Origin of the sequence: Ligilactobacillus agilis (genome assembly GCF_025311475.1) — a bacterium.
GTDB classification, from domain to species: Bacteria; Bacillota; Bacilli; order Lactobacillales; family Lactobacillaceae; genus Ligilactobacillus; species Ligilactobacillus agilis.
Genome location: NZ_CP104397.1, coordinates 1,266,993 through 1,293,429 on the forward strand (window position 1 = coordinate 1,266,993; position 26,437 = coordinate 1,293,429).

A 26,437-nucleotide genomic window follows, 5' to 3' on the forward strand; every position below is an offset into this window, starting at 1 on the left:
TTAAAGTAAATTATTAACCGAAAGTATAAAAGTATTCCATAACAAAATAGCAGTAACAGTCAATTAATAAAAAGATTCTCAAACTCACAATCAGAATGTGAATTTACATTCATACAAATTTTTGTCCATCAAAACTCTGTATGTATCGCTTTTTTTTAATTTTACGAAACTAGCGCTTTTCCTCTTAGAATTCCTTTTTGTTAACTTTGGATTCAAAGAACTTGGTCCACAACTTATTTTTTAATTCTGATAAAAAATGGAAAAACTCCAGATGCCAAAACCGTTTACACCTGGAGTTGTGTGGAGATTCAGAAGTTCTTTAACCTTAAATTAAAACTATTCCTCTTTCGAGCTAATTTAATTAGTTATTTCCTCAATTTCTCCAAATATATGCTCTATCGTATTCTTTATATCACCATCTATACCATTAGTAATATAGATTACATGAAGGTTTGTAATAGCTCTAGAACAAGCTACGTACAGCAAATTTCTTGCTTCTTTATAATACTTTGCGTCATTCTCATCCATATTATTAATATTTTTCCAATAGTATTTAAAATAATGGCTAAAATAGTTTTTTCGTTTAGCAAATTTATCACTAATAATTACAACCACATTCTTAAATTGTAGTCCCTTAGCTCCATGTAAAGTATAGTATGCCATCTCATCATTATTATCTTCTCTATATACATAATCATACCAGTTTTCAAATTGCTTAAACGAGAGTTCAAAAAATTCTTCAACACTTATATTCTGCGTGCTTTCTTCAGTATCATTTAAATTTAAATATCTATACGCTGAATTAATTATGTAATTCATTGTGTTGCCATCAGTAGAAAAGATAGCCTTTATAAATTCCTCCCCGCTAAGAATTCCTTTTATGGATTGTACACTCATTATCAACTCTTTTAACGTACATTCACGATTTATTTTGGCAATCTGATTCAAAAATATTTTTACATCTTTATATGTTACCCTTGGCTTTTTATCTAGGAAAGATAACAAATCTCCAACGACTGTATCGGAATTGTTAGCTTTTTTTATAAAATCTACCAATGCTAAAAGTTCCCGTAGAAACCATCCCATCTTTTTTAGATTATTAATATTCCCTAAAAATTCTGTATTTAAATCTTGAAAACGTTGTCCTTGAAATCTTTTATATTTTCTTAAACTACTGTATAATTTTTCAAACTCTCTATACTCAGCAATTTCCTCATTTTTCATAGTTAAGCAAGCACTATCACCTTCAACTTCTAAATTCTGTATAAAAGATTTAAAATTAAAACCGGATTGAACATAATAAAACTTACAACTACCACCAGAAAAATTGTCATAGATACTTTTTTGTTTAAGATTATCATTACGTATCTTATTAACTACATCAATAATCTCCTCAGTAGAACGTCGATTGTATTCTTTCTGTATATTAACTAATGATTTATCAGAAATTTCTCCTACCCCTTGGTCATATATTTTTTGCGCTTTATCGCCAAAAAAGCCTATCAAAAAATCATTCTCATTTCTGCACTTCTTATATTCCAACACCGACATAAGAGTAGCTACTACCTTAGGACTAGTATCTTGATATTCATCAATCAATATGTATGGATATGTATCACTTAGCAATTTCTTGAGTAAGTTACTCTTAATAATAATTTCCTCAGCATATTCCAATAACGTATCATGACTGATTTTGAAATCTTCTAACCTATCCCTATTTCTATTTTGTAAGTAGCTAATCTTAATTGCATTCTTGTGATTTTCAATTTTATTTAAGGCTTCGTTATACTTTGTTAGTTTAATGGTACTATTCACGTATTTTTTGAAATTACCAACATTCGACAATAAAGTTTCATCGTCGCCAACAAATGGCTTAAGTCTTTTTCTAAAGTCACTTGCTTTTAAAGTATAATATTCATAAAAGGCTTTTAAAAAGGGTTCTTCTTTAATTTTTGAATCAAACTCTTCTTTTTTATTGCTTATTTCGAACTTTTTAGTCAGTTCACTTATTTCATTATTTAACGATATTACTTCTTTTTCTAATTTTTCTTTATGAACAAGATTTAAAAGTAATTGTTGATTGGCAATAAAATCCCACAAAAAATCATGAATAGTAGTCACTATAACCTCAGAATTTCTCCCAATTCGGTTAATTATTTCATTCTTAGCTTCATTTGTGTACGTAATACATAGAATTTTTTGTGTCTTCCTTTTTATTTTTCCAAAATAATTTTCTAAAATATACGTTATTGTTTCTTGAAGTGCATAGGTCTTTCCAGCACCTGCTCCAGCATCAAAACAAAAACTTTTATAATTATCGATGCAATTATAAATTTCTTGCTGTACTTCTTGTTCCTGGTTGAACTTCTCACTATTACCTACCATGCTCAACTTTTTCATCTCCAAAGTATTCTTCTATTTCTTTTAACCCTTCCTCTATATATCTAGGTATCAACAGGCTATCCTTGCCGCTACTCATTAACATTTTTATTAAGTTTGTAGCAAATATGCGCTTTTTATCTGATAATTTTACTTGATAGTAATACGAATAATCTGCCCTTTTATCTTCAATATTATTGAGTTTAATGCAATCTGTTCTGGGAAGCGTTTGTTCTAATAAACATTCTAATTTACTTTCATATTTTTCAACACAATTAGTTAAAATTAAGGCTTCTTCAAAACTTGTGGCGTAAGAGCCTAATATTTTTCCTTGCGAATAGACAGATATTTCTCTCATTGTTACTTTTAAAAATTCAGAATTATTTTTTAATAATTCAAAAATTTTACTATTAATATCTTCAATATCTTCTTTTTTAAATTCAGCAACAAACTCTTTTAGTGTCTGATTAGTTGTCAAACAACAGTCTTTGCCAGAATACTTTTCTGTTACATTTTTTATATTCATAGAATTTGGATCATTTTTTTTTACATCTTTTTCACTTTTATTTCTTTTTAAATCTAAATCGGTGTAGATAATTGTTTTTACACCTAATGTTTCTAATAAATTAGATAATTTATGTGCGTATGCTCCATCAATAGAGAAAACCTTGATATGATGTGTCTGTAGTAATTCTCGCTCACTTATTAAATATTTGATATACATTTCCTCTGTTGGACCTTCAACAAAAATGACAGCATCTGCAAAGAATATATCCGTTAACTCTAAACTTATATATTTCTTTATATAATTCATCTCATTTGTGTCCTCTTCTAACAAAGAATCCAACAAATTCGTAATATTTCTATCATTATTAATATACTTACTATTCATATAAACAATATTATCAAGTGTATTACCTGAGTGAATTTTACCATTTAAAATATGCGTAGAGTGTGTAGAGATAACCATTTGGAAAGTTTTCTTGTCAACTTTTCCGAGTAATTTAGTAATAGCTTTAGATATATTTTTTATAAATAGTTCTTGCATTTGTGGATGCATAAAGGTTTCAGGTTCTTCGATACACAAAATATTTATCGCCCCATGAATATCCTCACCATCATACAAATTTATATAATCAACGATGTTAGCAATAATCACCATTAAATTCGTATAACCCATCCCAAACTGATCTTCAGGTATATAATTTCCATCTTCAATGTACTCATAAACAATGTTATCTTCAAATATTTTTTCAAACGTAATGTTAGGATGTAAATTCATTTCTAAATTCTTGGTCGATTCGACTGTTTTTATAGAATTTTGTAAAATACTTTTTATATTATTATCTGTTGCTTCCAATAACTTATAATTAGTTTCAATTATGAATTTCTTAAAATCTTCAATCCCATTATTCTTAATGTAGGTATTGACAATTTTATTATATGCCCTTGATAAGGTATCTTTATTTTTTACTGAATTTGCTTCAATCGTTTTAACTTTTATTAAAGGAGCAAGTGTAAAATCTTGTACGGGAGCATCTGAATTTAAAGAATAGAAGTTTAAGACAAAATAATCTTTAGAAATAATTTCTAAAAATTTCCTATATAAGTACTGATAACGATATCTTATTTTTAGATTATCATCTTTTGATATTTGACTATCTTCCTTATCCTCTATTTCTTTCCTAGTGCTTACTTCTCCATTCATAGAAATATCGTCTCTTATCCCAGTATTCATTAATTTAGAAATATCTGCTTTATCATCTTCCAAATCTTTTAATGCTTTTTTAAATTTTTCAGTATCAGCTAGTTCATACCTCATCTTAATAGTAACAACCGTTTGCTTATTATTACTGTTCGTTTCATTAATGTCACCAACAACTAAAATTTTTTCTAAATTAGAAATTATATCTTCATTTTCGTCTACACCAATTTCTAAGATAAATTCTAAGTATGGATATTTCTCTACGTTATCTGTATTACTTTCATTTTGGGACTTAAAAACATTGTCATCATACCAACGTTTTAAGTACTTTAAATTAAAATCATTATAACTAAAGATGTTTCTACTACCACTTTTACACTTTTGAATAGTTGCTAATAAATTAATAATGGTACTCTTTCCAGAATTATTTCCCCCAATTATTAGCGTGGAACTCTTAGAAATATACTCCGCAACTTCCTTAGAATTATCAGTATTATCCGAATTCCAACTATCGTGTGCAAATTCTATCTTCTCTTTTTTTTCAAATTTTCTATAATGTTCTAACTGAATGCTTTTTAAAAACATACGTCACCATCTCCATTTATATAAATATGACTCTACATATAACTAATCGGCTATTTATATATTAAAATAAAGACGGATATAAATACTTATTTAAGTGCAATGGACCATGCTTCCACTTATATCTGCAACTTGAAAGAAAAGAACCTAAAAAGTTACTTTTTTCTTAATATAATCAGGATATCACTATACTAGATTAATTTTTTCACTCATTTTGAAAATGAAAAATGATAGTTTGTTGTAGATTACTGTTAAATTTCTCAACAAGTTGTTTTATTAGGATTGTCGCTTCACTTTCTGTAAGCTGATTTAGCAGTTTTCTTACCAAGCTAACAGATTATAAGTCATCATCACAATAACTAAATAACCACAAAAACTATCATAATTTTAAACTTTAGTCTATATTAAAAAGTAAATGTGTAGAAACTTGTACTTATCATAGTCGTAAACGCGAGCTAGTAACACACTTTTTTGAATAAGAACGGGCCAAAATGGCAGACAAACTTTTGCCAATTAATGCAACTGTTATTCAAAAAATTCTACCTGGCGAATGATTTTTTCTTTACCCATTTGCTTGAGAAATATTACTCGTTATTTTCTTGAGAATAATTTATACTGAACATAGTGTACAGACTCCTTTATTTCTGCACTTAAATTATAATGCGAGTATCCTTGTATTTTTCTAGTTTTAGTAAAAAAGCACAAGTTTCAGTTACTATACTAAAATATAAATTTTCAAATGATTAAATGATATACTATAGTATATTGAATACGATGAATTAGCTTATGGATAAACAACTAATTATATATTCATGAATTAAATCAGTATAATCATATCTAATGGTGATAGTAAACAATTATTAGCAGTAACTATCCTATTCAATGCAATGAACTATGCACTCAAAAGTATGGTATAGTTATTGAAAGAATAGATAATTATGCTAAGAATTAGTAGACATTTTTAATTATAATTGGAAGGAAGATTGCTATGTTAGCACAACGCACAACGCACAACGCACAACGCACAACGCACAACGCACAACGCACAACGCACAACGCACAACGCACAACGCACAACGCACAACGCACAACGCACAACGCACAACGCACGTTGATTATGTAAATAGCCAACGCTTATTTGTCAAGGTTTTTTTGCATAGTTCACCATCTTTTTTAGATAGTGGACTATTTTTTGTGTCAACACGAAAGGTGGTGGCATAAATGGATATTTATACCGATTATGAAGTTTCAGAAACAAATACTGAAAATCTTTTTAGAGAGTTTTATGGTCCTACAACTTTCATAGAAAAATCTGCCATCCCCGATAAGTATAAATTCAAATCTAAAAAAGGTACACAAAACAAAGGCTATCCTGACTTTTTTTGGGACAGTCCTGATTTTTCTATTATCGTCGAAGCTAAAGCATTAAAACACTCTCTCGCAGAAAAACAAGTAAAATCATATATGTTAAATAATTCTATTAACAAAAACATAATAGGAATTGCAATATCAGGACAAGAATTAAGTCAAGTAAAATTAACATATTTTTATACTACTCCAGACAAAAAAGAAATACAAAAGTTTCACGTAACAGATAAATTTGTTTCAATAGAAAATCTAAAAAAAATACTAAATAAGCATCTACAAGGAGAAAATATTTCAGATGATAAATTATTAAAAATTTTAAAAAATATAAACGAACACTTTAATCAGAGTAATGTTAAAGACACCCAAAGGAGCTTACTTTTTTCAGGTATGTTAATAGCATTAACTAATGCTAATTTTCGTTCAATTTATAAGTCCATTGATAAGCCTAGTGAAGAGGAGATTGCAAAAACAGAGCAAGCAATTCCAGAATCAATATGTATGAGTGAAGCTCTTTTAAATGCAATCAACATCCAATTAAAGAATAGAGTTAATAATTTATCAAAAAAATACAGTTGGATAGACCAATTTTCTTTTATTAGAAACGTTGAATTTAATTTGGATGAATACAAGAATCTTTTAGATGATATATACAAAAATATTTACCTTCCATTCCAAAATGAAGAAAAGCAAGATCTTTTAGGAAGAGCATACAAAGTATTTCTGTCTAGATCAGGAAAAATTGAAAATAAAAATATAATTTTGACGCCCGACCACATCAAAAGTTTAATGGTAAAATTGGCTAGATTAACTTTGGATGACGTGGTTTTAGATACTTGTACTGGAACTGGTGGTTTCCTCATGGAAGCCATGGAAAAACTAAATAATTTAGCGAAAGATGATGAACTTAAATTAGAAGAAATTAGAAACCATAGATTAATTGGCTTTGAAATCGACCCAACTCTCTTTGCATTATCATGTTCAAATATGTTTTTACACGGTGATGGGCGCTCTAATGTATTATATCGCGATAGTCTTTTAGAAAAAAATACTAAACAAAAATTTGTTAATCAAAAAGATGAAGTTTTATATAAATATATTAAGAAACAAAAACCAACAAAATGTATAATTAATCCGCCTTATGAAAATAATAATTCTATTAAATTTGCTCAACAGGCCATAGATTACTTAGAAACCAATGGAAAATTGATTATTATTATGCCTAGTCCAACTTTAACTAAAAATCAAGAAACTGGCTTAACAGAAAAATTATTAAAAAATGCGCGATTGGATTATGTTATTAAAATGCCACTTCAGCTCTTCTCTGAACAAGGTAGGACTGTTAATACATCTATTTTTGGATTTACAAAAACACCTCACGAGGAAGATGATGAAGTATTATTTTATAATCTCAAGGAAGATGGATTAGTATCAATACAGCACAAGGGTCGCATTGACAAGTATAATAAATGGAATGATTATGAAAATAATGTTCTTTCGGCAATAAAAAACTCTAAAGAAATACAAGGTGTAAGCAAGAAAAAGTTAATCTTTAAGAATGGAAAATTAAATTGTGCCGGCTTTGATAAAAGTGAGAATGGACACAACATGTTAAAGATTAAAGAACTCTTCAACCTAACTAAAGGAACTCTTGCTTCTAGTAAAGCTAATCCAGACGGAAAGTACAATTTTATAACAGCCGCAAGTGAATGGAAAAAAAGTGATTATTATGATCAAAAGGGTCCAGCACTGGTTTATGCTACTAGTGCAAGTGGTTCGTTAGGAAAGAGTCAATATGTAGATGGAAAATTTGTAGCAAGTAATTTATGTTACGTAATGAAGCCTAACGAAGATTATAAAATTAATTTGAAATTCTACAATTGGTATTTTTCTGCAATAAGAGAGCAAATTGTTTCTGATTTAGCTGATGGGACTTCGAAACTGACTATCTCTGAAAAATCATTAAGTGAATATTATATAGAATACTTTGATATTGAAGTTCAGAATAATTTTGTAAATGAATATGTTTCAAAATATGATAAATTAAAAAATGACTTGTTAGAAGCAGAAGAAGCTGTGTCTTCTAAAATTAATGAAATGATATAAAAAATACCTAAAACTGAAAAAATTCGAATTTTATACTTGTACTATAGTAATGATATGTTGTAAGCACACTCCATAATGAGATGTATGTAAATACTCCTCTAAGATCCTCCTAGAGGCTGGGGAAAAACTAACGATTTCTAGCTTCAAAATAATCCGACTCCAAATTTTGAGATTATCCAAAATTTGGAGTCGGATTTTTCTAATTGTTAAGACCTAATTTGATCACCATTTTGCCCAATTTTTCTAAACTCATGGTTATTAAGAGTAAACCAATATCATTTTCGACGGACTTTTATCCTCTAAGATGCATTCGGCGCACACCAAAATCCCTCTTCATGTGATCGAAAACAGGTTCTACGTCGTACTTACGTCGCCGGTAGATTGCCTGTCATTCTTCAACAGAAAGCTTTTATCTTTTCCTTTAAACTAGCATGATATTTTCGGACAGACTTCTTCCAAGTAAAAGAGTATTTATTGGCATCATCTTCAATTTTAGTTTCGTCAATAAAGACCGCATCATCGTTTATTAATTTGTGATCCTTTAGCGCAAGTGAAAAATAATAAAAGCTTTCTTAATCAAATTGCTTGCATGTTGACTTTTACGGAAGTTATTAATGGTATGGTAGCTATATTTATGATCTTGAGCTAACCAACGCATAGGTAAATTTTCTTCCAGCATTGTTTCAATCTTGCGACCAGAGTAAGTTTGGCGAGCATAAGCAAATAACAAGATTTTAAGCATGATTGCCGGATGAGACGCGGGCCAACCAGTTGTCGCAGTATTTTCTTCTAATAATTCTTCTTGAGGAATAGAATCTACAAAGATATTAATTAAACGAGTAATATGATTTTGAGGGACTGTAAAGTCATAATTTAGTATAAATTATGTTTGACCTATGTTATAATTTTGATACATGGAAATCACCTTTTATGTGTTTTAGTGGTTTATTACATCATATCAGGAATGATTTCCTGTGTACATAAAAAGCCTGTGATTGAATTTTTTGGATTCAATCACAGGCTTTTCTTTTGAGGCTGGAGTTTTTTCCCAGCCTCCACTAGAACTCAATTATTCTTAAAAGGTTTAGGTTTAAGATAATTGACTAAGTTTATATATTCCATTTTCTGATTCATAGAAAATTTATTAAAATCTATTTTAAGAATTCTAGGTAGTAAATCGATACAAAAAACATGAATACTATTTATTCGCTGTTTAAGAATATTTTGATTAAATTTGATATCTGTTTTAATAATTTCCTCTAAGTAAATAGCAGTACTTGAATGTTTATTTTTAAAATGTACTATATCTGATTCAGTTTTGAAAATATTATTAATTTGATTTAGGTATTCTTTGTCACGGTTTGCAAGTTCTTTATATCTAATAGACTTTTGTATACCATTTTCCCATAAAAAACGATAATGTATTTTTAATAAATTTTTTTGAGAGATATCTTTTTCGCAAAATTCAGAATAGACTAAATCTAATAATTTTTCAGATAATTGTCGTATACATATAGAGACAAAAAGATCATTATTAGTAGGAATAGCCAATAATAAATCTAAGAGAATTGTTAGTATCATTTTACTAATTTGTTCTAAATGTTTATTATCTGAAACATCATAGTCTGTATATATTTCAAACAAATTAATTAACTGAAATAAGTGTAGCAAAAATATTCTATTATCCTTATCATTAAGAAAAGAATTAGAATCAGAGTAAGGATAATATTTTTTACAAAACAATCTATATTCATTAATTTCATCTATATAATTCATTGATATCTACCAAATATTTTAAGTAATTCATCAACTGAATTTTTATGGCTTTTTTTCTTTTTTTCAGTTGTTGGTGCTTTTTTAGAAACATTGTTGTATTTGAAATCTACTAATTCTTGAGCGGCTGATATTAAAATATCAATTGACTTATCTTCTGACTTTTGAATGATTCTAATAAATCGAGCAATAATTAATGATCGGCTTTTGTATACATAGTCACCAAATTCTAATGGTTTTCTTTGTTTTGAAAATTCAGGTTGAGATTGTAATTTATTAAAAATAGGTACAAGAAAATTTTTAATATCTACATTAAATTTAAATAACTCTTTAGATAATAAAATAGTTGTATACAAAGCATATAGTAATGAAATAGATTCATTTTTTGAATTTTTCAATGATAATTTCTTTAATATTTTTTTTAGTATTTCAATATCATTCATTTTTCTCATCCTCCATGTGTTGTATGCGGCTCAACAACTCATTAGTAAGATCATTTAAATTAGGTTTGGATATTTTTTCAGCTCGACCATCAGTAATGAAGTATGCCATATTGTTTTGTAAACTAGAATTATATAAAAAACGATTTTTAAATACCTCGATATTATTATCCTTTAAAACACTACTAGATGCAATATCTTCAATTAAATTTTCTATACCTTTCCTATCATTTTCTTTAACCCCTGATAAAATAATTCCCAAATTACGAAGAGATCTGTCTCTAAAATATACCTCATTTTCATTCTTTATTTGCTTAATAACTTCTTCTAGCATGTTAACTCCTAATATTGAATAAGCTTCAGGTCGTACAGGAATTATATAGTAATCGCTAGGCTTTAATGCTGAAATTGTGTATGAAGAGTATGTAGGTGGACAGTCAATTAAAATATAGTCAAATTTATTTTTTAAGTTATTCTTATATATAAAATTATAAAGTCCATTTTCTAATTGGCCACCATTTAAATTTCTATTAGTAAAGTCCAAACCGAATTCACCAGGTATTATGCTTAGGTTAGTATTAGGAATATCAACTATAGCTTTAGTATAATCAGATGTTGGATTTTGATTAGAAATATTGCCATTTAAAATATTTTGTATAGAAGCTTTTGTAACTTTAATATTTCTATAACTATCAATTTCTTCAGATTTTTCCATTGAATGGGCAATACTCTCACTAGGAGCAAAACCAAATTTACGAAAAATAGATTGTGTTAAATTAATTTGAGGATCTACATCAACTAATAAAACTTTCAAATTTTTTACAGTAGCAAGATGATAGCCTATTTCTTTAGTGAGTGTTGTTTTACCCACGCCACCTTTCATGTTAATAAAACTAATAACTTTTCCTTCATCAGACATTATAATCATCTCCAAAAATATTTTATTTTAATATCAAATTAAATATGAATTTTTCTAAAATTGTACTAGAAAATATATTAATTATTATTTAAATTTATCTTTTTTATTAATTTCGCCTACTGCAACTCCAAAACATAAAATTATGTAAAAAGTGAAAGTAACGTCTCATAAAAAGGACCTCCTTAAAATATCTTTAAGATTAGCTTTTAGCGACTTCAAATCATTGGTCAAACATTAACCAGTATAATATCTTTTATAGCCTCATCTAAATATTTTGGAATACAATAGAAATTTATGAAGCTGTAGCCATTAACATCTTCCTTTTCAGTTTCCTTACAATAAAAAGGCGTTAGAAGCTTAACTACCGTTAAATTAGCTTGGTATTCAATGCCAGATTTATTTTTAAAAGACGTGTCGTAGAAACATACATCAGTTTCATCATCACGTAAAATATACGCTATTTCATGAGCTAATTGGAATGTGCATTCAAACTTATTATGCTAGTTAGGATTCATAATGATACACCCATTTTCGAAAGAAGCAGAGTTTGGAGTATATTGGAGATAAATTTTCTAAACAAACTACTCTAATATTCTCTTTATTGCAGATATTATATAAGTAATCTTTAATATTGCTTTATCATAAAACCTCCTCTATTTAATATCCTATTTTCTCTCATAATACGACGTATAAGTTCCAAATCTTCTTTTGGAATACGTCTACCTTCGTATGTAAAAATAACGTCATCATCATCAATGTCAACTGTTTTAGTATCATCCCTTTTATCAGGGCGTCCGAGTAAGTAGTCGATGGTTACATTGAAGTAGTTTGCAATTCTATTCATCACTTTTAAACTAGGTTTACGTTTGCCAGTTTCATACATTCCTAATGTGCTTGTTGCAATATCTAAAACTTTAGCTAGTTGAAATTGAGACATACTAGCTTGTTTACGTAATTCTGAAATTCTATATCCAATATTATTATCCATTGTAACAAGTCCTTTCTTTCGAGTTTTACTATATATGATAATTATATCACTGATAGTGAAAAATAAATCACCAAAGTATTCTATACATGTAAGTTTGATTAGTAAGCACTCCATAACAGGACGTCACCGACAAAAAAAGACCGGAAAATCACAAGCAATATGTGAATTTAAGCTCTATACTTTTTAGAGAACAGATTTTACGTTTTTTCCTGAGTGTTACAAATCGTCTATGTATATTCACTAAGTAGCTACCCTAGGTTAATTATGGATATCCTTCGTTACTGTAGAAATTAATAACCATCACAAATAATAGAGTCAATCAAGTTAAAAATATTTTCTTGTGGACTTCTTAATTAAAGATCAAAGAATTCTAAATCTGAAAATATTTGTTCAATCGATTGATTTTCTGTCCAAAGCTTAGTCAGTATAATATCATCACTATTCGGTCTGCTAATCTCTTCTTTCTCTACTTTTACAAATACTGGAACTTGCATTGCATTTCCGGTAACAATAGCTTCTCCTTGACCAAGACTTGGTATTATTTGATAAGAATTTCTATCAAGTGTTGGCATCGTATTTTCTAACATTTTCAAATCTTTCTCATTCACAAGACGGTGAATAAGATAATTATGCAATTGCGACATAATAGTCGGTGAAATATCGGCTGGGCGTTGGCTTGATAAGGTTAAGTAGAAACCAAATTTACGTCCTTCCTTAATAATTTCTTCAAATACTGATAAGCGGTAATCTTGCCAATCATCACCATTATTGCGGTATTCAGCATTCAAGATATTGTGCGCTTCGTCTATAATTAGATGCTTAGTTTGATTTACATCATTTCCTACGACAGCAAATTTTTGTTCATCATAAATCATTTTAGAAAGAAGCATTGGCATTAATCTGGTGATTTCTTGATTGGCATACACCAATGAAATAACATTCATAGGCTTAAAGCAATCATTCAAATCGTTTTTTATTTCTACAACCTTTTCTAAACTTTCAAAAGCTGACTTAATACGATGAAATAGCGGATTAATGTATTCGATTTTGGTTGACTGCCACGTTGAAACATAAACCCTTTGAAACTCTAAGAAATACGATAGTTTACTAATTGGGGAAGCATTTTTGTAGCAGTTGCTTAGTGTACTTCTTAATTCAGCTAAGTGTAATAACCTCTCACCATCATTGGTAATTTGACCATCTTTAAGAATCATAGTTTCTCCGTCAGGAGCTTTAATTTCTAAATTACCATACTTATTCTTAACAAAATTTTCTTTCAAACTTTTTAGTATCTCATCTCCAATTCCAACAACCTTAGCTGCTTTAATCCAATTCTCCAGTGCATCCCCACTAACACTCTTTAAGCCCTTTATGATGGATTTTAGTAACCCTAACTCCATCTCGGCAAACTTCTCTTCTTTATCAATAATTTTTTCCTTATTAAAAATATTCAAAGCGTTACGCAAGAAAGGCACCTGGGTTGCAGGTCTAGCATCAAATAAGATTGCTAAAATATCCGGATCAAATAAATAGGATTTTTTGATAGGCATTTTTTGTCCTGCTTCAGCTGAACGAGTATTAATTTCAAAAATTCGTTTGTCACTTTCGCCAAGCTCAAAAGTGTTAGCTCCTGTATATTCTCCATTAAAATCAATCACAAAGAACTGAGACCGATTCAAAACCGCACTTCTATATTGACTTCTAAACAATTCCAAATATACCTTGTGCAACGTGTTCGATTTCCCGCTACCAGTGTTACCAAAAATGCCAATATGTGATGCAAAGAATTTGTTGATAGGAATATTTATCGGCTGCCTCTCAAGAAGTGATTTACCAATATAGATCGAGTCTTCTCCCGGTTCTAATCCGAAAATTAAATCCAGTTCTTCTTTAGTAGTCAATGTAACCTCATTACCTACCATCGGCACATATTGACTCGTAACCTGAAATTTGTTTCCTTCGATAACACCTTTAGTTTTAAGGCTAATTACGCGATTTATCGAATCCTTGTGAAAACGATTATCAAACTCTACACTACGTACTGTATTTTGTTGATCAATTACTTTTTCACTTGAAACTGTAGCAATTATTTTCACATCATTTTGGTTAATTGTTAAAAAGGCGCCAATCTTTGGCCCATTCAAGACATCCCCATACCAAAGTAGTTGAGAGTCATTTGACATGGAATACATCCCCACTGTTGAGACACTACCATCAACCCCAACAATTACGCCTAACTTCTTACTTGGACTTATCATCTTTTAAATCCCCCTCAGAAGCTCCATTAATTATATTGGTTAAATTTGCTAATTCAAAGCTCAACCATTTATTTTCCTTACCATTTGTGTTAAATGTCAGATAAGAGTCGGCGAAATCGTTTGGTGTATATATTCTCAAATTTTTAGGAACTCTATTAATATCAAACCCCAAATTAGAAAGATACTTTTTTCTATCCTTGTCTGAATATCCAAATACAATAACCAATAGTTCCGGATTTTTCAAAGCACGCTTCACCATTTTACCAATATGCTTGTCTTGGAAAGAAAAACCAATAGTAACTAACACCGACTGTGGTTTATCAAGTTCAAGTTGAAAAACTCGAAGCATCTCATAATAATGATTATCAAGATACGTGTCTTTTTCCTCGCCCCCAGTTGGCCTTACTATCTTAGGACGTTCTGCAACCTTATTTTCAATAATGATAGCACCATCCTTCTCGGTCCAATTCATAGACCCATGCGGTTTTATTAATGAGATTGACGGAATTTCACTAATATAATTGTCATTCAACCCTTTATATGAAACTACTCGGTTATAATTAGAGCTCTCAAGTATACGCTTAAAATAGCCATTCGCCCCATCATTAAAGACAAACCGATTAGTACCAATCAACTTATCGACGGCTTTTTCAATATACAGATCATAATTGGTGGTAAACAAATTTACCGACTTCGGAGTCTGCCTTGAATTGGATAAATTGATAACATCAATTACTGATTTTAAAAATCGAACATAATCATTAAGATTTTCTTGAATATCTCTCTCACATGAAAATTCATACTCATCGGATAAAATTTTTTCGCTAACAGCTTTAACTTTGGCCTCTAATTGGTCATTATCTTCAAAATCACTCATTAACCCAATCGATTTAGCTGAAGCCCCTGAACCAATTAAAAAGTTTAGCTGCTTCGTTATCATAAGCTTTCTGAGTTCTTTAACTAATAATTCATCATCTATATCTTCTTTTGGCACATCAGTCATCTTCTTTCACAAGTTTTACCATTACATTTAGACTTAATATCTAGAAATAGCTTCAAATTGTCTTTTATCATTACAGTACCAGTCTATACATCATATATATCGGCTATTCCCATAATCTTTTAATCCCCTTTGCGTAAATCAGTATTAACGCCACACTATAACGAAATTTCTACTTTATCATTTTTTCTCAGTAACCCATTTGACTAATTTACGTACTTGAAGTAAACCTACATTATATACCAAAATATAATTTGCCAATTCAGACAAAGTAATTGGTTTACCTATATTTGTAACGTTAAGGGATACCACTTCCCCCTTCTTGTTTTCCCCCAGTCTCTTAGCGATTCTATATTCTCTCTGATACTGATACACTTGAGATTTCAAGAAATACGGAGATATTCCTACTAGTTCCCAGTACTCCTTAACATCGGTAGTATCATAATACCTTACTGAACCACATTCTACTTCAATGTCTTCTAACCGACTCATAAGTTTGTTTTTATCGAATAATATAATTCTACATTTATTCCCTGTAAATTCTTCTTTTCCCCTGAGGAGTCTAGCTATATCATCAATCACAGCTTGACGTAATTTAAAAAACGTTCGCCCATCTTGTTGGCCACACTCTTCAAAATCATCTGAGCTCAACCCAATGAAACTACATACTCCCGTATTATTATCCTCCTTCATTCTTATTTCCTGTGTCATCTTACCCTTCGGTGATTTCATCATCGGTATCGATAACTCCATATGTGGTTCCTTGATTTCAAGCCGAATATTACCAACATTAATTTCGTTCTTTAACTTACCCTCATTCGCATCTCCTATGATTTTGTCACCTTGTTGATTTTCTGCGCTTTTATATAAATCTAACGAACCAAAAAATATATTACCTGAAAGCGTACTCTGCAAATACTTTTCTTCCACTACTTTAAGTAAAATTGGTAACTCTTTAGATTTATCCATTAACTGTTCCTCCTTGTAAAATCAAAACATCCACAACACAATAACTAGTAATAATCTACTAAAAATACAAACTAACACATACGTTTTCTCCGATAATCCACTTTTATTATCACTTTATACAGCGCTTACTCCTCTTAAAATGGACAGCCACATCTTTAAATTTCTCGTACTTCAAAATATCACCTTCAATAAATATTACTAACTTTTACAGCTTCCTCCTATTCATTGCTCAATCGGCCACCACCAACATAACATTACTCTATCTAAAATTCAACAGTTTTATAAAAAAATGATATACTACCTTTAAAATAACATTTGCAATACGCATGTCATTTTAACATACATATAACTTTAATAAATATAAAAGCAGAAGTAACCACTTGATAGAGAGACATAATCAACAAAAAAAGATCGTAAATTCACAATCAAAATGTGAATTACGATCTTTAGTCTACTTAAAAAAATCAACTACTTGCCAGTGCTTACTCTAAATTCCAAATCCACTCCAACTTTTTAGCTTCTAGTGATGAATCACCTCCAAAGTCAGTAACACTATCACCAATAGCCATTAAAATCTAAGAACCATCCCTAACGTGTTTACATTCCTCTTAAGTTAAATAGAATCACTGTCCTCCCAAAACCTTGCAACATTAACTAGGTTTCGCACACATTCTGTCAATCACCCAACTTCACTTTCAATCATATATTACTTGTTCCCTAAATTCTTTCAAGTCCCTTAATTTCAACCTTTTTATTATCTGTTGATACTAATGCTACTTTTACCCTACCTTCGGTTGACAAATATGAGTACTTATTAATCGTTATTTAAATATTTCTTAGCATCTTTAAAGAAGCTAACCACTACCAATAGTACTATAATACTGATTGGAAAAGCGAAAATAATCGCCACCGATTGCAAACTATAGATTGATTGTTTCATAAAAATTAATGCTAAAGGTAAAATAATAAATGTGATTGCCCAAAATGCCCTTATTCTTTTATCCGGCAATTGTCCTTCACTAAGTTCTTTATACGAATAAAAAGATACTACCATGGTTATTGATTCAAAAACAGTAGCATACATTCCCATCATAGTTAGAATTAGCAATATTAAAACAATATTATGAACCGGTAAAGTATTGAGAACTTTAATAGCAATCTCAATGTAAGAATTTCCTTTACTTATAAGTTGTTCAACCGCTAATCCATCTAATAAGTATTTTCCTAAACCATAATTACTCAAAACAATAAAGGCTAGCGCTGTTCCCGATAGTCCCCAAGAATATGCACCTAAAATCATATTCTTAATGGTTCTACCTTTACTGATAGTCGCTATAAAAAATGGAGTTGCTGTACACCAGACTAACCAATATGCCCAATAATAAATGGTCCAGTTCTCAACAAAATGACTAGTTTTCAAAGAGTCTGTCCACATTGCCATCCCAATAAAATTTTGGATTAGGTTTCCAATTGCTTCTATTCCATTATTTAAAATAAATAGTTCCTTGCCACCACATAAAAAGACAAACCCTAATAATAATAAAAATAAAACCACACAATATGAAGCCAACCTTGAAATAGCATCCATCCCTAGCAACACATTTACAGTATAAATTGTAGCAATTATCAAAAGAATAATTACTGCTAAAAAAGAACTGTCATGAAATCTAAATACCTTACTTAATGCGGCTGAAAGAAGTGGCATTGATACTGAAAAGGTGGTTGCAGTACCCGCAATAAGTGCAAAAATTGCAATTAAATTAATTATCTTACCCAATACACCGTCAACTTGGTCACCGAACAAAGGTCTAACTGCTTCAGAAAATTTTTGCTTATCTTTCTTACGCACATGAATCATAAAAGCAAATGCAACTGCTAGAATAATGTAGAAACTCCATGCAATTGGACCCCAATGAAATAGTGAATACGTTAAAGTCCATAATCCAACTCCACCAACTTTTTCCTGGATAAACTGCTCCCTAGCATACATTGTCCATTCCGTTAAAGCATAAAAAATAATATCTGCTGACATTGTTGATGTAAAGATCATCATTCCCCATTTTACATTACCGTAAATAGGTGCTTGCTTATTTCCTAAAACTATGTGGCCGTACTTTGAAAAGGCAACGACTAAAGTTGTTGTAAACATGCTGATTCCAAGCAAAATATAAAACCATCCAAACTTGTTGCCTAACTCACTACGAATTACATGTAAAACTTGTGTTGATTTTTGAGGATAAAGTAAAAATACTATTACAAGCAGTGCAATACTAATAAGCGGCAAAAGCGTTTGTAGCCAATCTATCTGCTTAACTAATTTATTTTTCATCCCCAATTACCTCTTGGTAGCTTGAATCAATTTGAACAAGCTCGGTTAGACTATCCACTTCTTCGATATCAGTTGCTGATATTTTATACCCTTTTAATTTATACTTTTCAAAGTAGTAAAACATTGGAATATCATCCCAATATACATCCCTTGTATTTTTTTTATCAAATTCATTTTGAATCTGCTTTTTTAAGCTTATAGCATCGTCTTTTGTCCACCGTGAAATTGAATACAATCTCCAACCATCTTTGCCACCATTACGATTGCAAGATGTAATTACATCATGACTATCAAGTTGAAGTACCCATTCATCAGTTTCTTCATTAACCTTAGAACAACTATACCCTGAGTAATCAAATTCCGCTTTCAAAATTTGACTATTTTTAATGATTTGATCTCCATCTAAAATTATCGTAGCATCATCTAAAACATTACTTGCTACATATAGTGAAGAAATATTATTAGCTGTATCGTAGTATGGATTAGTAATTAATTTTAGTTGCGAGTACTTTTCTTCTAAGTATTTAAATTGTTCTTCTAAGTACCCCACAACTACATAAATTTCAGTTATTCCATTTTCATGTAGTCCTTCAATAACTGTTTCAATCATTCTCTTGCCATTAACTTTAATTAAAGGTTTGGGAGTTTTAAACGTCAGAGGTTGCATTCTACTTCCAAAACCAGCTGCCATTATAATTGCCTTTTTTACTTTATTCATTTTCTTTACCTTCCAATATTTCATAAACTAGCTTACTGTATTCTTTTGCATAACGATATTGCTTCAATGAATACTCACCAAAATCCACACCTAAAGAGTTCTTGTATTCACACCAATTACTCCACAATAAGCCACAAATTGCCATATATGCGTAAATTTTGGTACGTATCTCAAAATCACACTGGTTTTGATAATAGATATCAATTAAATTATCTGTTTGCTTACGATTATACATCGCATAAATTGCAAACATCGCAATATCAACATCTGGATCTTGCATAGCAGCGTATTCCCAATCAATCAGCATAACATTACCAACTTTATCTATCAAAAAGTTATCAGGATTGGCATCAATGTGACATAAAATATAATCCTTAGTAAGTGTGTCAATGTAGTCTTTTAATCCTAACACTCTTTCTTTCACAAAATCATAGTCACGGTAATTCGAATTCGCGCCCCGCAATTTTTCATAAAATTCTATTTGCTTATACAGATTAAATTCAAAATCTGCTTTTAATTTCAGGCTGTGGAATTTACGCAATGTCTCCATACACTTTTCTAAGTCACTATTATCATCGATATTACAGTTACGCGCACCAGCAACAAATTCTGTTAACTTATAACCATTATCTGGATTAATATATAAGACATTCTCTGTAATCTTTTCTTTACCTAACAACTCATAAATTTTTGCTTCCTTTTGACGGTCAATTAATTCATTAGAACCCTCACCAGGAATTCGCATAATATACTTTTTACCTTCACAACTAAACAAGAACGACCTGTTGGTCATCCCCTTTTTTAAAACTGTGATGTCCTTAATACCATTGTTATCCACATTCAAAATCTCACTAAGTAACGAAATCGTGTCATTGTTTAGTTGATTTGAATTGCTATCTAGATTACGCAATTCTTCATATGTATTAATTTCATATACTTTATCTGCTGACATAATATTTGCTAACACTTGATAAGTACCATTGTGATTAAGAATAGTTTCCCAATACTCTTTATCATGTTCACTAGATTCTACAAAGCCCTGTAATTTATTGGTGTAATACTTACCATCTGTTTTTGACACGTAAGCAATCCCTATCATCTTATTGCCAATTTCTGCCGTTCTAATTGTCTTTAAGTCGAAATTTCGACTTACCTTAACGTCGCTATTCTTAGTAAGTTGATTGGTTACCATATACCATGAAGATACTTCTTCTTTCTTAAATGGATTTTCTTTAGCGTAAATATCGCAAGGAACAATATATGTTTTTTCTAGTGATTGTTGCTGACAAGCTAAGTTTAAGGAATACAAATTTTTTCTATCTGAGTAGTGCCGATTAACAATCAATTCAACATCAAAATCATCAATCAAATATTCATATTGCTCCTTCATAAATCCGACCACTACTTTGATATCATGTACCCCAACCATATGTAACTGTTTAATTAGACGTTCAATTAACGGTTGCCCTTTCACCTCTAATAACCCCTTTGGATATTCGGTGTTAATGGGCACCATTCTCATGCCATATCCAGCTGCTAAAATAATTGCACGTTTAGGCTTCTCAAACATACTATCTTCTATAATATTTAGTTCCTCATCCAGTATTTTACTAGCAACTAACTTCTTTACAGTATTATTTACACTTCCTAAAGATAAACCTACATCCTCAGCAATTTTTCTCTGAGTAACTTTACTATCATTATTTTTTAGGTATCTAAGAATCGCCGTTTCTTTCCTGTTCATTTTCGATCACCTTCTTTGTTTATGAACAAAAATATAGCATGAATATATCTACTTGTCAAATGCGCAGATATATTCATGCCATTATTTATAAATTTTATTTCTCTCCAATTTCTGCCATAAATTCATGTAAGGCATCTTGCCACATTGGAAATTCAAAGCCGGTTTCCTTAGCTAAGTGCATTACTGAATAGTGTGGTCTGAATGCCGCTGTGGGATACTCATCAGATGAAACTGGTAAAACTTCCACGTCTTTATCCTTAAGAATTTCCTTTGCAAATTCATACCAAGAACAAGTACCATCATTTGAACAGTGGTAAGTCCCATAGGCAATCTTATTATCAACTAGGTAAGTGATAAATTCTGCTAAGGTCTTAGTCCAAGTTGGGCGTCCTACTTGGTCTGAAACCACAGTCAACTTGTCATGAGTCTTAGCTAAGTTAAGCATAGTGTAGACAAAATTGTGCCCATACTTACCGTATACCCAAGCGGTCCGCACAATGTAGTACTTTTGGCAGTACTTCTTCACCGCTTGTTCACCTAAGAGCTTAGTCCGCCCGTATTCGTTACGTGGCCCTGTTGGATCATCTGGCATGTATTCACCTTCTGTCCGACTACCGTCAAAGACATAATCAGTGCTGATGTACACTAGGAGTGCATCATATTTAGCACAAGCCTTGGCAACAATTTCCGTTCCCGTAGCGTTAACAGCTTCGTTAACAGCCTTGCCTTCGCCTTCAGCTTTATCCACGGCAGTATAAGCTGCACAGTGGTAAACCACTTCCGGCTTGTTTTCTGCAAAATAAGCTTCCACACTAGCTTCGTCAGTAATATCTAACTTTTCAACGTCAGCTGCTTCATAATCTGTGATGCCGTGCTGATTTAATAAGTGTTGCATTTCTTGGCCTAATTGACCGTTACCACCTGTAATTAAAATTTTCATTGCTCGTTACTTCCTTTCACTTCGCTAAAGTAAAACCCCAAGGCCAAACCTTGGGGTCGCATATTATTGCCCGTTCTTAGCGTACTTTGCTTCAACCGCAGCTTTCTGAGCTTCCCACCAGTCACGATGATTAGTGTACCAATCAATCGTTGCCTTAAGGCCTTCCTTGAAATCAGTGTATTGTGGTTGCCAACCTAATTCATTGCGTAACTTACTTGCATCAATCGCATAACGTAAGTCATGGCCGGGCCGATCCTTTACTTGGTCGTAAGCATCAGCTGGTTGACCCATTAATTCAAGGATTAGTTCGAGTACTTCCTTATTATTCTTTTCACCGTCAGCCCCGATTAGGTATGTTTCACCAAGCTTACCTTCGGTCAAAATCTTCCAGACTGCGCTTGAATGATCGTTGGTGTGAATCCAGTCCCGGACATTCTTACCAGTTCCGTAAAGCTTAGGACGAATTCCACTCAAGATGTTGGTTACTTGGCGTGGAATGAATTTTTCAATGTGTTGGTAAGGACCGTAGTTGTTGGAGCAGTTTGAGATAGTTGCTTTCAAACCAAAAGACCGGACCCAAGCCCGCACTAGTAAGTCTGAGCTAGCCTTAGATGATGAGTAAGGGCTACTTGGTTTGTAAGGTGTTTCGGGGGTGAACTTTTCGCCTGGGCCTTCACCGTGACCAGGTAAGTCTTCTCTCAATGGTAAGTCCCCATAAACTTCATCCGTTGACACATGATGGAAACGAACCCCGTACTTAGTACATGCTGAAATTAAGACAGAGGTCCCGACAATGTTCGTTTGAATAAATGGTTCAGGATTTTGTAATGAGTTATCATTGTGACTTTCAGCGGCATAGTGGACCACTGCGTCTGCCTTTTGAACTAGCTTATCAACTAATTCCTTGTCACAAATATCTCCTACCACTAGCTCTACCCGGTCTGCTGGTAACCCAGCTAAGTTTTCCTTATTTCCGGCGTAGGTTAGCTTATCTAAAACCGTAACGTGAACTTCGGGGTGGTTATTAACTACATAGTGCACGAAGTTAGACCCGATAAAGCCGGCCCCACCAGTTACAATAATATTCTTAAACATCTTAGTTCCTCCTAGATTTCACCGTAAACAAATGGATTATCTTTTTCAAATTCTGTCAAAGTAGGTTGCTTAGCATCCTTTTCGGAAGTAATCGCCTTATCCAAGTCGATTGGCCAGTCAATGTTTAATTCGGGCGTCTTAAAGGAAATCCCACCATCGGCTGCTGCATCATAGTAGTTATCACACTTGTACAAGAAGTTAACATTATCAGTTAAGGTTACAAACCCGTGTGCAAAACCCTTTGGAACCAATAATTGTCGGTGGTTACTTTCTGAGAGAATATAACCTTCCCATTGCTTGTAAGTAGGAGAACCCTTACGTAAGTCAACAATTACATCTAACACTGCCCCAGTTACAACCCGAATTAACTTCGTTTGGGCTGCCTTTCCCCGTTGGAAGTGTAGTCCGCGTAAAACCCCTGCTTGAGTTGAAAGTGAGTGGTTATCTTGAATGAAGTCAAAATCAATCCCAGCTTCCTTAAAATCTCGGTCAGAGTAGCTTTCAGTAAAGAAGCCCCGGTGATCGCCAAACACAGCTGGGGTGATTAACTTAACATCTTGTAACTTGGTTTCCTTTACAACTAATTTACCCATTATTCTTACTTCCTTTACTTTTTATATACTTTATAGTTATGGTGACCAACTCTTTCCTTTTTAGGGGGTAACTTCATATAGTCGCCATATTCATATCTAAGAAGTGCGTCATATTCTTTAGGTATCCTAAACTTATACTTATCAAAGTTTACAAGAATTGTTTCTTCAAACCATTTTCTAGGAAATATATCTTTTTCTCCCCATGATAACCAAACTACACATCCTACATAATTACTTTCATCGTATTCTTTAATTCCCGCTAATTTAGCTAATTTTCTTTGAAATACTTCTTTCCCTCGTAATTTTGCATACAAATATACTGGGTATTTTAAAATTTTTCTTACATTAGAGGTAGTTGTTTCTATCGCAAATCTTCTTCTTGTAGCTTGATAACATAACGATGATAACCTATCACCCTTTAGACCAAATTTTAACGCTTCTTTTTTGGAATTTCCTAGGCCATCATAAGGATATACATCAATAAATACTCCCATTCCATAAGGATCCTCGTTATCCACATCAATTACATATCTATTATCGCTAATACGTGTAATCATATATGGATAATCAGCACATTCATCAGGATTAAATACTTGAAGGTGGGGATACACAGCAATATTTTCCTTTAAATATTGTAATAATTTTTCATAATCTGGTCGTGGCATCATGATATCAATATCATCATCCCAGGGAATATAGCCTTGATGTCTTACAGCACCTATAAGTGTTCCATAAATTAAAGCATACCTTAAATTTTTTTCTTCACATATCAAAGAAATAGTATTTAGTATCTCTAGTGATATTTTTTGTGTCTCTTCTATACTAACTTCATTCATGTATCTCATCCTTTTTACTTAAAAATCTTATTTTTCACAAAGGAAATAATAATTTTCATACCTCTGCTTTTTCTATAAAAAAATAACGACATTCCAACAGATAATATAAAAACTATAATAAACTCAATTCCAAAAATTATAAAATTATTGGGATTAATTATATTATCGATTATTAAGGAAAAAAATGTAATTAAAGAAACAATAATAAAATTAACACTTAATTTCATATAATATCTATTTGCTTCTCTATTAAAATATTCTTTAAACAAAATCTTAGGTTCAATCCATATATATGTGGTAATTCTTGAAAATGATGATGCAAAAAGAATACCTGCAACCCCTAAAAAACCTCCTAAAACTACGGATAATATTATATTTTCAATAGCACAAATCACCATAATCCATTTAGTTTTCCTATATAATCCCGTTGCTTCGCGATATGACCACAATGGCTGTATAACACACGATAAGTAAGTATTTAATCCTATCGCAATTACTGTCCAAATATCAAATATATACTCGAATTGCTAGTTCGTAATAATTAACAAAAATGGCCTAACAGAGTTAGACTCAAAGTGACATTAAAAAAAGGAGTCCTAACCATGTTAAGCCAATCTCAGTTTAGTCCTAATTGTATTGATTTTCAAGCCCGTTTTTATCATCAACGTGCTCAATTTAAAATACTAATTAATCGGTTCGTCCCTCATTGTTTCATCGATCGTCGTAATGCTAGTAACACTAAGCTCGCTGATGAAGATTTATTAGCTCTAATGTGTCTTAAAGCTTATTATCAACTTACAACGTGGATGGCTCTCTATCGTCTGGTTAAGAATATCTTACCTGGATTAACAATGATTGAGTATTCTCGCTTCACCCGACGCATTAAACAGATGGGACCTGTATTACAGGTTATTCGTCAAGGATTATTATCCTGGACAAATCCGGGATCAGTCGCAATCATTGACAGTTATCCTCTACCGTTATGCCAATACGTTCGCAACCTTCATGCTAGTGTGTTCGCTGGTTATGCTAATCTGGGCTACAACGCTACGAAGAAACAACATTTTTACGGTTTTAAGGTCCATATGGTCGCAACACCAGGTGGATTAATCCCCAATTATGTTGTAACACCCGCTTCGGTGTCTGACGTCAAGATAGCTTTGACTGTAACCCAAGATTGTCCTTGTCCAAATATTTTGGCTGATGTTGGTTATATAAGCAAGGATTTGCGTACTGCCTTTGCACAAAGAGGTTATACCTTTTGGACACCATATCGATCAAATATGAAGGGAGCTAAGGAACACAATAATCCAGTTTTAAAACGGACCAGACGACTAATTGAGACGACATTTTCAAAGCTTACTGCAGCAGGAAGTGAGCATACTTGTACTCGAAGTTTAGCCGGATTGCGAGCTCAAATTGAATCTATTATCATGGCCCATAATCTGAGAATTTTAGGCAATGGCAATGTTACAAACTAGCAATTCACGTAGTTATCAAAACAAAAATATCGACTCCCACCTGGCCCAATGGTTTATAAAATTGATAACTTATAACATCTACTAAGCTAGCTCCTTTCATATTCCAAGGCTCTTCTCCAGAATAGTGGTTCATAACTATAAAAAGCATAGAAATAATTCGCAATAACTCCAACGAGGAATTTCTACCTATCCTTTTGTTCATCAGACACTCTCCTTA

Annotated in this window: 19 protein-coding genes and 1 pseudogene; 2 read left to right on the plus strand and 18 right to left on the minus strand. The window is 31.7% G+C overall.

Annotated elements, in window-relative coordinates; genetic code table 11:
• Positions 1-357: 357 nt before the first annotated feature.
• The gene (locus tag N4597_RS06320) at positions 358-2,400 is read right to left on the minus strand and encodes a UvrD-helicase domain-containing protein (protein WP_260905238.1); all 2,043 of its coding nucleotides are present in this window, start codon (positions 2,398-2,400) and stop codon (positions 358-360) included.
• Positions 2,375-4,669 carry an AAA family ATPase gene (locus tag N4597_RS06325; RefSeq protein ID WP_260902951.1) on the minus strand — a complete coding sequence of 765 codons (2,295 nt, stop codon included), beginning with the start codon at positions 4,667-4,669 and terminating at the stop codon, positions 2,375-2,377. The genes N4597_RS06320 and N4597_RS06325 overlap by 26 nt, the downstream gene beginning before the upstream one ends.
• Before the next feature lie 1,218 nt (positions 4,670-5,887).
• On the opposite strand from N4597_RS06325, the gene N4597_RS06330 reads away from it, so the two are divergent.
• A complete protein-coding gene (locus N4597_RS06330; protein ID WP_260902953.1) occupies positions 5,888-8,137 on the plus strand; it encodes an N-6 DNA methylase in 2,250 nt (749 codons plus the stop codon).
• Positions 8,138-8,556: 419 nt separating this feature from the next.
• Here the strand turns inward: N4597_RS06330 and N4597_RS06335 are convergent.
• From N4597_RS06335 to N4597_RS06410, 16 genes and pseudogenes are all read right to left on the minus strand, one after another.
• A pseudogene (locus tag N4597_RS06335) lies at positions 8,557-9,017 on the minus strand (transposase); the annotation flags it as partial.
• 185 nt (positions 9,018-9,202) lie between these two features.
• Positions 9,203-9,913, minus strand: a complete 711-nt coding sequence (locus N4597_RS06340) for a hypothetical protein (RefSeq protein ID WP_260902954.1) — start codon at positions 9,911-9,913, stop codon at positions 9,203-9,205.
• Positions 9,910-10,353 (minus strand): hypothetical protein, encoded by a 444-nt coding sequence (locus N4597_RS06345; protein ID WP_260902955.1) that lies wholly within the window; start codon positions 10,351-10,353, stop codon positions 9,910-9,912. The genes N4597_RS06340 and N4597_RS06345 overlap by 4 nt, the downstream gene beginning before the upstream one ends.
• A complete protein-coding gene (locus N4597_RS06350) occupies positions 10,346-11,269 on the minus strand; it encodes a ParA family protein (RefSeq protein ID WP_260902956.1) in 924 nt (307 codons plus the stop codon). The genes N4597_RS06345 and N4597_RS06350 overlap by 8 nt, the downstream gene beginning before the upstream one ends.
• 625 nt (positions 11,270-11,894) lie before the next feature.
• Positions 11,895-12,257, minus strand: a complete 363-nt coding sequence (locus tag N4597_RS06355; protein WP_260902957.1) for a helix-turn-helix domain-containing protein — start codon at positions 12,255-12,257, stop codon at positions 11,895-11,897.
• Between the two features lie 353 nt (positions 12,258-12,610).
• Positions 12,611-14,515 (minus strand): ATP-binding protein, encoded by a 1,905-nt coding sequence (locus N4597_RS06360; protein ID WP_260902958.1) that lies wholly within the window; start codon positions 14,513-14,515, stop codon positions 12,611-12,613.
• Positions 14,499-15,455, minus strand: a complete 957-nt coding sequence (locus N4597_RS06365; RefSeq protein WP_260905241.1) for an SIR2 family protein — start codon at positions 15,453-15,455, stop codon at positions 14,499-14,501. The genes N4597_RS06360 and N4597_RS06365 overlap by 17 nt, the downstream gene beginning before the upstream one ends.
• Before the next feature lie 240 nt (positions 15,456-15,695).
• A complete protein-coding gene (locus N4597_RS06370; RefSeq protein WP_260902959.1) occupies positions 15,696-16,484 on the minus strand; it encodes a hypothetical protein in 789 nt (262 codons plus the stop codon).
• A gap of 814 nt (positions 16,485-17,298) precedes the next feature.
• Positions 17,299-18,813, minus strand: a complete 1,515-nt coding sequence (locus N4597_RS06375) for a BCCT family transporter (RefSeq protein WP_260902961.1) — start codon at positions 18,811-18,813, stop codon at positions 17,299-17,301.
• Positions 18,803-19,531, minus strand: a complete 729-nt coding sequence (locus N4597_RS06380; protein ID WP_260902964.1) for a sugar phosphate nucleotidyltransferase — start codon at positions 19,529-19,531, stop codon at positions 18,803-18,805. Before N4597_RS06380 ends, N4597_RS06375 begins: the two co-directional genes overlap by 11 nt.
• Positions 19,524-21,275, minus strand: coding sequence for a phosphotransferase (locus N4597_RS06385; RefSeq protein ID WP_260902966.1), 1,752 nt, complete (start codon positions 21,273-21,275; stop codon positions 19,524-19,526). The genes N4597_RS06380 and N4597_RS06385 overlap by 8 nt, the downstream gene beginning before the upstream one ends.
• Before the next feature lie 94 nt (positions 21,276-21,369).
• Positions 21,370-22,215, minus strand: coding sequence for a dTDP-4-dehydrorhamnose reductase (gene rfbD / locus N4597_RS06390; protein WP_167588837.1), 846 nt, complete (start codon positions 22,213-22,215; stop codon positions 21,370-21,372).
• A 63-nt stretch (positions 22,216-22,278) separates the two neighbouring features.
• Positions 22,279-23,310, minus strand: coding sequence for a dTDP-glucose 4,6-dehydratase (gene rfbB, locus N4597_RS06395; RefSeq protein WP_089144636.1), 1,032 nt, complete (start codon positions 23,308-23,310; stop codon positions 22,279-22,281).
• Between the two features lie 11 nt (positions 23,311-23,321).
• A complete protein-coding gene (rfbC, locus tag N4597_RS06400; protein ID WP_260902968.1) occupies positions 23,322-23,903 on the minus strand; it encodes a dTDP-4-dehydrorhamnose 3,5-epimerase in 582 nt (193 codons plus the stop codon).
• Positions 23,904-23,917: 14 nt separating this feature from the next.
• Complete coding sequence (locus tag N4597_RS06405; RefSeq protein ID WP_260902969.1) at positions 23,918-24,739, minus strand: LicD family protein; 822 nt, start codon at positions 24,737-24,739, stop codon at positions 23,918-23,920.
• Between the two features lie 14 nt (positions 24,740-24,753).
• Entirely contained in the window at positions 24,754-25,137 is a 384-nt protein-coding gene (locus tag N4597_RS06410; RefSeq protein WP_260902971.1) for a hypothetical protein, read from the minus strand.
• Between the two features lie 204 nt (positions 25,138-25,341).
• Here N4597_RS06410 and N4597_RS06415 point away from each other — a divergent pair, with 204 nt between their 5' ends.
• Positions 25,342-26,220 (plus strand): IS982 family transposase, encoded by an 879-nt coding sequence (locus tag N4597_RS06415; RefSeq protein ID WP_260902972.1) that lies wholly within the window; start codon positions 25,342-25,344, stop codon positions 26,218-26,220.
• The last annotated feature ends 217 nt before the right edge of the window (positions 26,221-26,437 follow it).

What these genes read in the sequence shown, in the direction of transcription:
- N4597_RS06330 (WP_260902953.1), top strand. Translation starts at nt 5,888, where the DNA reads ATGGATATTTATACCGATTATGAAGTTTCAGAAACAAATACTGAAAAT.
- N4597_RS06410 (WP_260902971.1), bottom strand. Translation starts at nt 25,137, where the DNA reads ATGGTGATTTGTGCTATTGAAAATATAATATTATCCGTAGTTTTAGGA.
- rfbD (WP_167588837.1), bottom strand. Translation starts at nt 22,215, where the DNA reads ATGAAAATTTTAATTACAGGTGGTAACGGTCAATTAGGCCAAGAAATG.
- N4597_RS06360 (WP_260902958.1), bottom strand. Translation starts at nt 14,515, where the DNA reads ATGATAAGTCCAAGTAAGAAGTTAGGCGTAATTGTTGGGGTTGATGGT.
- N4597_RS06415 (WP_260902972.1), top strand. Translation starts at nt 25,342, where the DNA reads ATGTTAAGCCAATCTCAGTTTAGTCCTAATTGTATTGATTTTCAAGCC.
- N4597_RS06320 (WP_260905238.1), bottom strand. Translation starts at nt 2,400, where the DNA reads ATGAAAAAGTTGAGCATGGTAGGTAATAGTGAGAAGTTCAACCAGGAA.
- N4597_RS06405 (WP_260902969.1), bottom strand. Translation starts at nt 24,739, where the DNA reads ATGAATGAAGTTAGTATAGAAGAGACACAAAAAATATCACTAGAGATA.
- N4597_RS06385 (WP_260902966.1), bottom strand. Translation starts at nt 21,275, where the DNA reads ATGAACAGGAAAGAAACGGCGATTCTTAGATACCTAAAAAATAATGAT.
- N4597_RS06380 (WP_260902964.1), bottom strand. Translation starts at nt 19,531, where the DNA reads ATGAATAAAGTAAAAAAGGCAATTATAATGGCAGCTGGTTTTGGAAGT.
- N4597_RS06375 (WP_260902961.1), bottom strand. Translation starts at nt 18,813, where the DNA reads ATGAAAAATAAATTAGTTAAGCAGATAGATTGGCTACAAACGCTTTTG.
- rfbB (WP_089144636.1), bottom strand. Translation starts at nt 23,310, where the DNA reads ATGTTTAAGAATATTATTGTAACTGGTGGGGCCGGCTTTATCGGGTCT.
- N4597_RS06365 (WP_260905241.1), bottom strand. Translation starts at nt 15,455, where the DNA reads ATGATAACGAAGCAGCTAAACTTTTTAATTGGTTCAGGGGCTTCAGCT.
- N4597_RS06355 (WP_260902957.1), bottom strand. Translation starts at nt 12,257, where the DNA reads ATGGATAATAATATTGGATATAGAATTTCAGAATTACGTAAACAAGCT.
- N4597_RS06370 (WP_260902959.1), bottom strand. Translation starts at nt 16,484, where the DNA reads ATGGATAAATCTAAAGAGTTACCAATTTTACTTAAAGTAGTGGAAGAA.
- N4597_RS06325 (WP_260902951.1), bottom strand. Translation starts at nt 4,669, where the DNA reads ATGTTTTTAAAAAGCATTCAGTTAGAACATTATAGAAAATTTGAAAAA.
- N4597_RS06340 (WP_260902954.1), bottom strand. Translation starts at nt 9,913, where the DNA reads ATGAATTATATAGATGAAATTAATGAATATAGATTGTTTTGTAAAAAA.
- N4597_RS06345 (WP_260902955.1), bottom strand. Translation starts at nt 10,353, where the DNA reads ATGAATGATATTGAAATACTAAAAAAAATATTAAAGAAATTATCATTG.
- rfbC (WP_260902968.1), bottom strand. Translation starts at nt 23,903, where the DNA reads ATGGGTAAATTAGTTGTAAAGGAAACCAAGTTACAAGATGTTAAGTTA.
- N4597_RS06350 (WP_260902956.1), bottom strand. Translation starts at nt 11,269, where the DNA reads ATGTCTGATGAAGGAAAAGTTATTAGTTTTATTAACATGAAAGGTGGC.